The 11,880-nt window shown below is 35.7% G+C and carries 11 protein-coding genes; 8 read left to right on the top strand and 3 right to left on the bottom strand.

Annotation, left to right across the window (positions count from 1 at the left end):
- Positions 1-412: 412 nt before the first annotated feature.
- Complete coding sequence (locus J5G60_RS04185; protein WP_150356559.1) at positions 413-598, bottom strand: hypothetical protein; 186 nt, start codon at positions 596-598, stop codon at positions 413-415.
- A gap of 398 nt (positions 599-996) precedes the next feature.
- Complete coding sequence (locus J5G60_RS04180) at positions 997-1,389, bottom strand: ACT domain-containing protein (protein ID WP_150356560.1); 393 nt, start codon at positions 1,387-1,389, stop codon at positions 997-999.
- 178 nt (positions 1,390-1,567) lie between these two features.
- On the opposite strand from J5G60_RS04180, the gene J5G60_RS04175 reads away from it, so the two are divergent.
- Genes J5G60_RS04175 through J5G60_RS18825 form a run of 4 tightly spaced genes read left to right on the top strand, consistent with a single transcriptional unit; the run spans position 1,568 to position 9,201 of the window.
- A complete protein-coding gene (locus J5G60_RS04175; protein ID WP_150356561.1) occupies positions 1,568-2,587 on the top strand; it encodes a Wadjet anti-phage system protein JetD domain-containing protein in 1,020 nt (339 codons plus the stop codon).
- Positions 2,578-4,071 carry a replicative DNA helicase gene (locus J5G60_RS04170; RefSeq protein WP_150356562.1) on the top strand — a complete coding sequence of 498 codons (1,494 nt, stop codon included), beginning with the start codon at positions 2,578-2,580 and terminating at the stop codon, positions 4,069-4,071. The genes J5G60_RS04175 and J5G60_RS04170 overlap by 10 nt, the downstream gene beginning before the upstream one ends.
- Before the next feature lie 4 nt (positions 4,072-4,075).
- A complete protein-coding gene (locus J5G60_RS04165) occupies positions 4,076-4,813 on the top strand; it encodes a DUF6063 family protein (protein ID WP_150356563.1) in 738 nt (245 codons plus the stop codon).
- A complete protein-coding gene (locus tag J5G60_RS18825) occupies positions 4,813-9,201 on the top strand; it encodes a hypothetical protein (protein ID WP_236035126.1) in 4,389 nt (1,462 codons plus the stop codon). Before J5G60_RS04165 ends, J5G60_RS18825 begins: the two co-directional genes overlap by 1 nt.
- Here the strand turns inward: J5G60_RS18825 and J5G60_RS04155 are convergent.
- Positions 9,194-9,340 carry a hypothetical protein gene (locus tag J5G60_RS04155; RefSeq protein WP_190972185.1) on the bottom strand — a complete coding sequence of 49 codons (147 nt, stop codon included), beginning with the start codon at positions 9,338-9,340 and terminating at the stop codon, positions 9,194-9,196. The two genes, J5G60_RS18825 and J5G60_RS04155, sit on opposite strands and share 8 nt — an antisense overlap.
- Positions 9,341-9,387: 47 nt before the next feature.
- On the opposite strand from J5G60_RS04155, the gene J5G60_RS04150 reads away from it, so the two are divergent.
- From J5G60_RS04150 to J5G60_RS04135, 4 genes are all read left to right on the top strand, one after another.
- Positions 9,388-9,651 carry a type II toxin-antitoxin system Phd/YefM family antitoxin gene (locus J5G60_RS04150; RefSeq protein WP_150356564.1) on the top strand — a complete coding sequence of 88 codons (264 nt, stop codon included), beginning with the start codon at positions 9,388-9,390 and terminating at the stop codon, positions 9,649-9,651.
- Between the two features lie 194 nt (positions 9,652-9,845).
- Entirely contained in the window at positions 9,846-10,055 is a 210-nt protein-coding gene (locus J5G60_RS19155; RefSeq protein ID WP_378059878.1) for a DUF3021 family protein, read from the top strand.
- A gap of 255 nt (positions 10,056-10,310) precedes the next feature.
- On the top strand, positions 10,311-10,922 hold the full coding sequence (locus J5G60_RS04140) for a class I SAM-dependent methyltransferase (RefSeq protein WP_150356566.1): 612 nt from the start codon (positions 10,311-10,313) through the stop codon (positions 10,920-10,922).
- 179 nt (positions 10,923-11,101) lie between these two features.
- A complete protein-coding gene (locus J5G60_RS04135) occupies positions 11,102-11,815 on the top strand; it encodes a response regulator transcription factor (protein WP_150356567.1) in 714 nt (237 codons plus the stop codon).
- Positions 11,816-11,880: the final 65 nt, after the last annotated feature.

The raw sequence follows: 11,880 nt of genomic DNA, 5'->3' as shown, positions 1-11,880 counted from the left end.
TTTAGAGGACAGTACTTTTAATATTATATTTTGATAGATAATTATATTTATGTATTTAATTGCTATTTCAATAAAGGTGTCGTTGGTGGTTTCAGTATCGAATGAATATATAGGACATACTTTATCAGATAAATTAAGTAGAATGACCACAAGTGTAAAGGACTCACAAATTTACCTGTATAATTTTTATGTTCTATGGTATAATATCAGTAATAAGAAGGGTGGATTATGAATTTAGTCTGCTTGATTAAATTACATGGTTTAAATAATAGATAGAGTTTAAGGAAGGCTATCTATTATTTTTTTCAGAATTATTTATCCGATAGCTAGCTGCCCTAATACTGCCACTTCTACAAGTGACAGATAAGGGCAGCTATGCCCCTGGATAACGATTTCTAAACTTCAGGTGGCGTCAAAAACCCCACCTGAAGCAAAGAACTCTGTTTATGTTTACTTTGGTATCAGATGATATTTCATCAGGTCTCAAAGTTATTTTATTTTCTATTTTAATATCTGACTTTTTACCAGACAGTGCCACTATATAAATAGCAGTAATTGAAAATAAACTGAAGAACAATATTAAATATCCTTCTGACATAAATACATCATCTCTTCTTCATATGCAGACATTATTAACCATAATCCACCCATGAATAAAGAAGAGACAGCCATATAAATTTTTCTTATTACATTTTAAATTATAGCATATACTTTAATTACTGAAAACTAAAAGCAAGAAAGACATAGTAAAAATTCATACAGTGATTTATAATATTTAGGAGAGTATAAATATTTTTTTAGACAGCTGCCTCCCGGGTTTTATCTCTCACAAAAGAAGGAGTTATTGCGGTAATTGACAGCAAAGGAGGTGGCAGCATGAGTGTATATATTGTTATTGCGGTTATGATATGAAAGGCTGCAGGAAACACTGAAATACTAAAGTAATTTATATAGTTTTCAATGGAGCAATCACAATTGAATTTATATCGTGATCATTTATTGATCCACAACTTCATAGCCCCCTTTAACAAGTGATTTTACAGCGTTATCTATGTCTTTGTTTTTGACGAGGATATAATCTGTATCATAAGTAGAAATAGCAAATATACTGATTTTATTTTGCGATAGTAATAAACTGATTGAAGCAAGGATTCCAATTAAGGAAAAGTCAAGGGGACCTTGGATTTTTAAAATTCTCCAGCCTTTTTCACATTTTACGTCATTGGGTATATTGTTTTCAGAACATACGATTGATAGTTCATCTGATGTTTTTGTTATGGAAAAAAACTCACCTTTTTTTGACCACTCAGGTATTGATTGAGTTTTATTCAATCTGCAGACACCATATTTTCCCTTTAACAATTTCAGTGTTAATATCTTTTTTGCCATTTTTCTTTGTCCCTCCAAATTTAGAATATTTATGGAATTAATTATAGCATAAATGGAAATTGCCCATAAGAAATGTTTTTGTCTCTGAACTTTTATTAGATAATGCTATAATAACTGTATTGGTTATTGCAAACAAATCGGGGAGCAACAGGTAATAATTGTACATAAAGGTGATAAGATGAAAGATGATATAATTTCCTATCTCAAATCCTATAAGAGAGTCACTATAACTCTGGGAGAATTGGAGAGCTTGGTGCCGGGAAATATGAAATATGATGAATTTGCCGGCTGTATAATGGAGCTGGTGAAAGATAATGTACTTGTGGAAAAAAAGCTGGAAATAAATAACGGAAAGGATATTCCACTTCCCTATAAATTCGGCATCAATAAATATGAATTGAAAAAAGACTACATTGATTTTCTGCAGAATTACAGTTTGAGCATAAGCAGTGAAATCGACCTGCAAAAATATTTTGCCGGCAGTTTTGAAGAATTAAAAAGGGATAAACCCTATATCGATAAAATTAGTGAATATATATGCAAAAACGGGCTGCCAAAGGAATATGCAACTTCACAGGAAAGATCTTTTTATCTTGTAGGGGATGAAAAGTGGATTGATGAAAAATCCGGCAGAAAACTTCTTGACAAGATTGGGCTTTGGAATAAATTGAAGATAATGAACAATTGTGATCCTCTTATGATGGCAGTGAATCCAAAGAAACTTTCACGACGCCAAGCTGAATACCGTCATTTGATTGTGGAGAATAAAGCCACTTTCATGGCACTTGTGGATGTGCTCTGTGATACTGATTTTACTGCTCTCATATTTGGATCAGGATGGAAAATAGTTTCCAATATAGGACTTTTGGAAAGACAGCTTGGTGTAACTGGAAAACACAAACTGTATTATTTTGGAGACCTGGATAATGAAGGCATATCCATATGGAATTCCCTGAATGGAAGGAGAAAAGCCTCTATTGCAGTGAAATTTTACAGTGAACTCATCAAAAAGCCCTGCAGCAGGGGAAAGGAAAATCAGGTTGAAAATCACAGTGCTGTTGACAACTTCTTGAAATTTTTCAGCGGAGATGAAAGCCGAAGAATTTTGGATATACTGCATTCAGGAAAGTATTTGCCCCAGGAGGCTTTGAAAAAAGAGGAACTTGAAAATATATGGAGGGAAGATTGTTGGACATAGATATAAAAAGCATTACGGAAAACTATAGAGAGAGAATTCAAAGGCTTGCACTGTTTGATCCCCTCTACAAGCTGTCTAATAAAAATTCAAGGGACAGGAGCAATAAACCCATTGACTACTTTAATTTGGGGTTTCTGGCTCTATTGTTCTTTTTTGAAAATATGCTCATGAGAAATAGAAAAACTGGAATAAGGGAATTGGCCGAATTTTTTCAGAGGGTTAACCTGGGAAGGCTGGATCTTGACTACGAGGATTTTGAGAAGATTGCCAGAGATATAATAGAAATTTTCAGACCGCCCAATGGAAAGAGAAATTCCAGAAAATTTTACAATTGGGAAACGGGAAGGGAGGAAACCGTTCAGTATTCCATAATAAAGGCTGAGAGAGCGGATTTTGAAAAAAACACCCAGTACTATACTCTTGATGAGCAGGGACTGGAACTTGTATTTGCTACAAAGGAGTATTTCAATGAATTTCAGCTCTCCATAAATCAGCTGGTTTTAAGAAAGCAGCTGGAAAAGGGAGAATTTGTAGGAGCACTCAGGCAGATTGACGAAATGAGTCTCGATGTGAGAAATCTTCGTGACAGAATAATGAGAATCAAGCATGAGGTCAGCAGAAATATAATTTCAAATCAGATCTATGAAAGATATAAAAATACAATTGAAGACATCAATATAAGACTGCAGCGGGAAGATGAGGAATTCAGCGAACTGCAGTCTTTTGTGAAAGACACCGGGGAGAAAATGGGAAATGAGATAGTCCATGAAAAAGACAGAAAAGCCTATGAGCTCATAATTAAAGTGGACAGGGAATTGGGACAGGTCAATTATGAACACAGACTGCTTTTGAAGGAAAGTATAGTTTTAAAGACCAGGGCACTTGAGGCAGCCCAGGAGGCACTGTATTATTCGGGAATAGATTCTTTCAATTTTGATCAGGAGATAACCGGCAGATTGTTTTCATCGCCACTGCCCCTGCATGCTTCAAGAATGCTCATAGAGCCCTTCATGTTTTTGAAAATGCATAAAGGATGGTCACCCCTGGCGGTTTTTTCCAGACAGAGGATAGAAAACAGGAGCAGGCTTAAAAAATCCCAGGATTTTTTGTCTGTATCCGATAGGGAAGAGACAGAGGAGGATATTGAAATCCAGGGAAATAATTTCAAGGAGATAACTTCTATATTACTTGATGCTTTGGGAGATGGGAAGGATATAGACCTAGGGGAAGTGGTAGAATATATGAAAAGAAGTGGATATGAAAATATACTTGACAGACGCTGCTTTTACGACTACTGGATCCTGCTTCATCAAAAATCTCCTGTGAATTTGAAAAATTATGAAAGCAGTGAAAAGAGTCTGTTTGGAAAATCTTTTGATTTATTTGCACAGAAGTCAGACTGTATTTGTGTAAAGGAAATAAAAGGAGTATTAGAGGTTACAGAAAGATTTACCATAAAAGATATGAATTTGAGATTGGAGTGAAAACATGGCTTTTTACAGTAATGAACAGGTGATGCAGGCATTTGGCATATATTCAGTGCTGGCTGTGCAGGGATATGGAGAAAAAGAACAGCTTCATCTCTACATGTCCGATGACAGTATAAGATCGCTGGTGGATCAGTTCGCAAAGCAGGTGGACTGCAGCATATTTTTATCCGGGGATTACATATATCTTATACCTGTTTTAAAAGATTCAGTGTTCCACGTTTCAAATGATTATATCAAAAAAACCTATCTTCCTGCAAAGGCAGTAAATGTGGATTTATACATGATGTACGTATCAATAATAGTTCTGTTTGGAGAATTTTATGACAGCTATCAGACAATAGAACCCACCAGGGATTTCATATCTCTAAATGACTGGCTTTCCAGTTTGAATGAGAGGATTTCGTCGCTGAAGGAACATGGGGATAAAAAGCTGAAAGAGCTTGACAGTAAATACGATTATAACTGGTCCTCTGTTGTAAAAAAGTGGACGGATATAGATGAAATAAGGGAAACTGCAAAAGTTCAGGATGCCAGGACTGCAAGCAGAAAGGGCTTTTTGAATACAGTAAAGCATTTTCTGGAATCCCAGGATCTTATAGAAGACATTGGGAATGAGGAACTGGCTCTTACGGAAAAGGCCAGGACCATAATTCAGAAGTATTATATGGAATATGACTACAACAGGGGTATACTTGATTTTATGTACAATATTGATAATAGAAAGGAAGAAAAATAATGCCGTCTATTTCCAGAATAAGATTTACAAATGTTATCTATGAAAATGGTGCCAAAAGGTTCAATGACGACATATTTCAGTTTGATGGACACAATGGAGCCCTTCTGATTCCAAACGGGGGAGGGAAAACCGTGTTTGTGCAGACAGCCATTCAGGCTGTGCTGCCTCATGTGGAAGTTGCAAACAGGAAGATAAGAGATACTCTGGTGCTTGAAAACACTTCTGCACATGTAGCAATTGAGTGGATACTGAGTGAAAAGCCCAGGAGATATGGACTTACAGCTGTAACTCTGTTTATGAACAGGGGATTGGTGAGCTCTCTGAAATATGTCTATGAATATGAAGAAAATGATGAAAATTCCATAGAAAAACTGCCCTTTGTGATACAGAGCGGCAGTGGAAACAAGAGACCTGCCGAAAAAGAGGAAATGGGTGAATACTATTTGAATATGAGCCGGAATAAGATAAATGCCCATGAATTTTCAACCATAAAAGAATATCAGGAATATATAGAGAAAAATTTTAAAATAGTTCCCTGGGAATGGAGGAAAATTGCACTGATAAATAGTGCAGAAGGAGGAGTAGAGGAATTTTTCAATAACTGCAGAAGTACGGGACAGCTGGTGGACAACCTTTTGATACCAACTGTTGAAGAAGCTATAGCCGGTGATGGAACAAGGGATTTTGCCGAGACTTTTGAAAAGCAGATACAGCATTTTAAAAAATATAAGCAGCTGAAAGCCAGGGTAGAGGAAAGCAGATCCATTGAAGCCGAAATAGACAGATATGTAGAAGTTTACAGGGACTACCATAATGTGAATTTAAAATTTGGTAAAATGAAGAAAAATGTAAAGGCTGTATATAATTTTGCCAGAGAAGAGCAGACTGAAAATAAAAATAGAATAGATAAAAACTGTGCTGCGCTGGAAGAACTGGAGAGGGAAGAAGACAGCTGGAAACAGAAGGAGAGTTCCTACAAGCTTCAACTTCTGAAAGTGAAGATGGAGGAAAACAGGAGAAATTTTGAAAGAGTTTCCGACAGTTATAATGGAATGCTGAATATTAGAAATAGAAAGCAGAAGGTCTATGAGAGGCTCCGATTTTTAAAATATAAAAGCAGTATCAAAATTCAAAATGACAAAATAAAGTTTTTACAGAGCCAGCTTGAGGAATTCAATAGGGACAGAAAAGCAGTAGATACTGTTGAAAAAATTCAGGATAATTCCTGCTGCCTTAGAGGATATTATGTAAAACAGGAGAAAAAACTGGAGAATGAAAGATCTTTAGCTGAGAATCATCTCAAAAATGCTGAAGATAAGATTAGACAAATTGAAAACAGAATTTCAAAGGTTCAGGATATGGGTAAAAAATTGATTGAAGATAGGAGCAGGCTGGAAGCTAAAATTGAATATCTTGAAGAAGATATGAAATCCATAGAGAGAGAAATACTGAGCAATCCTGAACAGGAAAGTGTTGAAGAAGAGGCAGTCAAATGGCAGCTCCGTATAGATGTTCTGGAAAACAATATTTTTGAGTGTAATAAAGAAATTAAATCCATTGAAAGAGAAAAAGAGGATCTGAGAACGAATATCAAAATGAAGAGGGAAGAGCTGGAGGAGCTTAAAAGGGAGGAAAGCAGTATTGGGGACTACCTGGAAGCCCATGGAAAAAAACAGGATGCTTTGCTGAAAAGACTTAAAGAATTCAAGGGAAACTGGTTCAGCTTTGATTCACTGTACTCAAAACAGGAAACTATACTGCAGCAGCTTGAAAATAAAGCCGTAAGTCTTTATGAAGAAAAGGAAAATCTTATAATTGAAGAGAGAACAGCTCACAGATGGGCGGATGACTACAGTGACAGTGAGTATTATACTGCAGATCCTGTTATAGAAAAATGGGTTAGAGCCTGGAGAAACGGATTCAATTATATAGAAAGCGGAACCCAGTATTTTCAAAGAGCTTTTGATGGCGGTGAAAATGTATATCCTTACTGGACTATATCCATAATAACTTCCAGTTCAGAGACAGATAAGCTGAAGAAAAAGATAGCTGACAACTGCAGCAAGCTTTCCCATCCTGTTATAGTAATGGATGAAAATGAAGCAAGATTAAAAATTGAAGACAGATATACAATTACAGAGGAAAATATATTTTTTCCACCCAGCTGGAAGAAAAACATTTTCCGGGAGAATTTTGAAAACTGGAAAATGGGCATTGCGTCAAAGGCTGATGAATCCACCAAGATCCGAATTGAAAAGGAAAAGGAAGTTGAAATATGCCGTAGGCTGCTTATGGATGTGAGAGAGTTTTATGAAGTATATCCCTATGAACAGTATATGGACATGCAAAGAGATCAAAAGAGTGTCAAATACAATATATCAGTGACAGCAGGAAATATATCCTCTGATGAGAAGAGAATTGAGGATATTGATGATAAGATAAAAGAACTCAACAATAATATGAAGGATTCAAGCGGTGAACAGAATGTACTGGGAAATAAAATAATAAAATCGAGAAAGTATCTAAATGACAGAGAGAAAAAGAAAAAATGTGAAATGGATGCGGCTGAGATAAAAGAAGATATTCTGGAAAATAACAGGAAATTTTCAAAGCTCAATGGAGAGAAGAGCATATCCTCAAAATTACAAAGGGATTTGGAAGATAATTTTAAAAGTCTCTGCATTGCCCTTAAAAATCTAAAAGGTCAAAAACTTTATACAGAGGTACTTGAATTTGATCCTAAATATACTTCCACAAGTGTGGAGGTGCTTGAAGATGAGAGGATGGCCCTGAAGGATATACTTGCCCGGAAGCAAAAGGGAAGAGATTTGCTTGAACAGAAAATGAAAAGTGCAGTTGAATTGAAAAATTCTCTGGAGTCCGAATTTGAAGTTTTTAAAAACGAACTGGAATTTCCCATAGATGAAAAAGAAGAGTTCATTTACCACAGTGGTGAGGATATAAATGAACTTTCAGTTGAAATAAAAGATATGAGATTGCCCTTGAAGAATCTGAAAAAAAAGTATGATGGAGCTGAACTCGTACTTCAAAATAGCAAAAATAAATATGAAATCAGGGAAAAGGACTTTAAAGGCGAGTATGAAGATATAATATCTTTTTCCATTCCACTGGAGAGAGTACCTGAGGTTTTGTCCCGGGAAAGAAAAAATATAAATAGAAGGAAAGATTATCTCACAGCAGAACAGGAATCCCTGGAGAAACAGAAAGTGGATATAGAAAATGTCCTGCAGGAAATCAAAGTCATAAATGCAAAATATCCATCTTCTGCAGAAGAAACAGGAGAAGTGACTATTTCTGAAGATGTAAAGGAAAGGTTTCCCTATAAGAGGATGGAAGTTTTAAAAGAAATGGAGAAAAAACTGAATGAAATCGCCGGAAATCTAGATAAAAAAGCCGACAGGGTAAAAGTACAAAAGGAGAATTTTATTGATTTCTGTCAAAATGACATATTGGATGTAAAACTTAAAGAGATGTCTGTGACAGGTATAGAATATAACAGAAATTTTGAAGCTATTTTAGAATGGCAGAATAAAATGAGTGAAAGAATTATGCGCATAGTTAAAATTACAGAAGATGACATGAGGAATCATGACAGAGAAATTCAGCAGTTTATAAACCAGCTTCATTCCTATCTGAAGACAATATCAGATGAATTCAGGAGACTTCCCAAAAGCACCAGGATAAAGATTGATGGAAAGTGGAAAGAGGTATTTTTGTTTACAGTACCTGAATGGGATGAAAAAGAAGGCAGGGAAAGACTGGCCGAATATATTGACTGGATGCTGAATCAGCTTCAGGGGGATCAGTTCAAGGATGAAAATGGCAGGGAAGATGTGGAAAAAGCCAGAAAATCCATTGAAAAATGGCTTCAGTCAAAACAGCTGCTGCAGTATGTGATGAAGCAGAACACCATAAAGGTGAAATGCAGGAAAGTGACCAATGATGGAAAGATGAGCAGTCTGCCTTTTTCATGGGAGACATCAAATCAATGGTCCGGCGGAGAAAAGTGGAGCAAGAACATGACTTTGTTTCTGGGCATACTGAATTATCTGGCAGAGAAGAGAATCAGGATGGCTTCAGATTGTAAAAGGCACAGAGCAGTTATAATGGATAATCCTTTTGGCAAGGCTTCCAGTGAACATGTACTGGATCCGGTATTTTTTATTGCAGAACAGCTTGGATTTCAAATAATAGCTCTTACAGCACATTCGGAAGGAAAATTTATAAGAACCTATTTTCCAATTGTATACAGCTGCAAGCTCAGAGAAGCCAGTGACGGTATAAATCAGATTATGACGAAAGAGCTGGAAATGAAGAAGGCATTTTTCAGAGACAATGATCCACAGAGTTTAACAAGGCTTACTTAGCCGGGAGTATATATGCCCATATAGTATAAGAGGATGATATTTCATCAGGTTTCAAAGCTGTTTTATTTTCTATTTTAATATCTGACTTTTTATCAGACAACGCCACTATACAAACAGCAGAAGTTACATTGTATTTCATACATAATTATGCTATAATTATGACACAATAAAAGTGAGGTGATTTAAATGCCGCAAATAAGGCCTATAAAAGATTTAAGAAATACAAATGAAATTTCTGAAATATGTCATAAAAGCAAAGAGCCAGTGTTTATTACTAAAAATGGTTATGGTGATATGGTAATAATGAGTATGGAAATTTATGAGCGCAAAATGGCTCTTTTAGAAGTTTATAACAAATTATCTGAGGCGGAGAAAGAACTTGCAGATGGTATGCTGCTTAAAGATGGAGAAAAAGTATTTAAAGAGCTGAGGGAGAAATATGGGAAATAGGGAGTATGACTTAAAATTTACTCTATGATCAGGAAAATTCATTGTACTTCTCGCATTTGCACGGCGATCATATGTGATAACTTTATACTGATTTGCAAGCTCATCTGCCAAAGGTAAATAAAGGTCTCCGTCACCACCTCCTCCTGCAATTAGAAGAAAAAGGCTTTCCCATCCCTGTTGCCTTGTAAAAAAGTGTGTCTCCTGTCCATTTTATTATAATCTCTTTTGCAATGCTGCCAATTGCTTATTTTTCACATTGGATGGAGCATACATTTGCCGGCATCGTAAGTTATTATGGTATATTTATAGCAATATATATTATAATATGGTTTATACAGTATAGCATGTGGAAATATAGAATCAGGCAGATAAACAACAAAATTAAAAATGACAGGGTGAAATGATAAGTATCTTCAGTTTTCAAAAGAAGTTTTTAAAGCAGGCAAAACCCGTACAATAAAATCAGAACATGATATTCATTTTGAAAAACCAGGTGAATTTATTCAGATCATGGCAGATTTTTTGGGTAAAATAAAATAATTTTTCATTGTAAAAGAGATGTTGAATATAATTAGTTTATTGAAAATGACTATCAATTACACAAAAAATATGATATTATTATTTATATGAGGGATACTATTTTTTGAGGGGAGGATGGTATGTTCAATAAATTATTTCAAAATACATGTAAACCCAGGGGATTGGGTGGAAAAATGATTCTAAAGATGATGAATTCAGGTCATGCCAGGCTTTCAGACTGGGGTCTTAAACATCTTCAATTGAAAAATACAGACCATGTACTTGATATTGGATGTGGTGGAGGGGCCAATATATCAAGATTGTTGGAAAGCTGTCCGGATGGTTTTGTGGCAGGTATAGATTATTCAGAAGAAAGTGTAAAGTGCAGCAGGAAGAAGAATATGGACTACATTGGGAAAAATTGTGATATAAGAACAGGTAATGTAAGCCATATACCTTATGGAGATGAAAGCTTTGATATTGCTACTGCATTTGAAACCGTATATTTCTGGCCTGATTTGTATGAAAATTTTAAAGAAGTCAGGAGAATATTAAAACCGGAAGGGTATTTTATGATATGCTGTGAAGAAGGAGATCCTGTAAATGATAAATGGTCTGAAAAAATAGAAGGAATGACAGTATACAGTATTATACAGCTGGCAGATATTTTAAAATCAGCAGGGTTTGCCGTAGTTCAGAAAGATGAAAAACAGAATGGGAAATGGATATGCCTTGTTGGAATGAAGAAATAAATCCGCTGAAATTAAGAGAGGGTACTGATCAAGCTTTTTTGTATGAATTATGGAAGGGTTAAAGCTTGATTAGTACTTTATTTGTTTTAAAATCAACCCAGTATTAAAGACCAATACATCAAATAGCGCTGCTGAAGAAAAAATAAATTTACCTATAAAAGAAATGGTAGTATAATTTAATGGATAAATTTAGGAAAGCGAACAGAGAGGTGAAAAATTTGAAGCAAGTGGAGATAATGATTGTGGAAGACGATGATGACATCAATAAAATACTGGAACTGATTGTAAAGGAGCAGGGATACAAAGCAACCTGCTGCTTTTCCGGTACGGAAGCCAGATTAAGACTTCAGCAGCAGTCCTTTGATCTGATTTTACTGGATATTATGCTGCCTGGACTGACAGGGGAGGAATTGCTGGGAGAAATCAGGGAGCATTCATCTGTCCCGGTTATTGTTGTTTCTGCGAAAAATATGATTGAAGACAAAGTCAGCCTGCTGAGGCTGGGTGCGGATGATTACATGGTCAAACCTTTTGCCCGTGAAGAAGTTGCAGCACGGATTGAAGTCCAGCTGCGTAAAAATTATTCACGGCAGGCTGATAAGTGTTTAAACTGGAAGGCACTGACTCTGGATGAAGGCCGACATGTGGTAATGGTTGAAAAATCAGAGTTGAATCTCACCAATGTGGAGTTTGATATCTTGAAAATTATGTTGAAGCATCCTAAACAGGTATTCTCAAAAGCCAAGCTGTATGAACTGCTGTGGAATGATGTTTACCGGGGAAATGACAATAGTATCAGTGTCCATGTGTCCAATATTCGTAAAAAAATTGCCGCTGTTACCAACGAAGAATATATTAAAACTATCTGGGGAATCGGCTTTTCACTGGTCTAGATATCATCTTTATGATTTCTTTATAATTTGCTTAAGGGTTCTTAAAAAACACCTTGTAAACTGAT

This window comes from Clostridium sp. HV4-5-A1G, assembly GCF_900184915.1.
In the GTDB taxonomy this organism is placed as follows: Bacteria; Bacillota; Clostridia; order Clostridiales; family Clostridiaceae; genus Clostridium_B; species Clostridium_B aromativorans.
This window is presented reverse-complemented; position numbering and strand designations above follow the sequence as displayed.

Coding starts and splice junctions, on each gene's coding strand:
- J5G60_RS04185 (WP_150356559.1), bottom strand. CDS start 598: ATGTCAGAAGGATATTTAATATTGTTCTTCAGTTTATTTTCAATTACT.
- J5G60_RS04180 (WP_150356560.1), bottom strand. CDS start 1,389: ATGGCAAAAAAGATATTAACACTGAAATTGTTAAAGGGAAAATATGGT.
- J5G60_RS04175 (WP_150356561.1), top strand. CDS start 1,568: ATGAAAGATGATATAATTTCCTATCTCAAATCCTATAAGAGAGTCACT.
- J5G60_RS04165 (WP_150356563.1), top strand. CDS start 4,076: ATGGCTTTTTACAGTAATGAACAGGTGATGCAGGCATTTGGCATATAT.
- J5G60_RS18825 (WP_236035126.1), top strand. CDS start 4,813: ATGCCGTCTATTTCCAGAATAAGATTTACAAATGTTATCTATGAAAAT.
- J5G60_RS04155 (WP_190972185.1), bottom strand. CDS start 9,340: ATGAAATACAATGTAACTTCTGCTGTTTGTATAGTGGCGTTGTCTGAT.
- J5G60_RS04150 (WP_150356564.1), top strand. CDS start 9,388: ATGCCGCAAATAAGGCCTATAAAAGATTTAAGAAATACAAATGAAATT.
- J5G60_RS04140 (WP_150356566.1), top strand. CDS start 10,311: ATGTTCAATAAATTATTTCAAAATACATGTAAACCCAGGGGATTGGGT.
- J5G60_RS04135 (WP_150356567.1), top strand. CDS start 11,102: ATGGATAAATTTAGGAAAGCGAACAGAGAGGTGAAAAATTTGAAGCAA.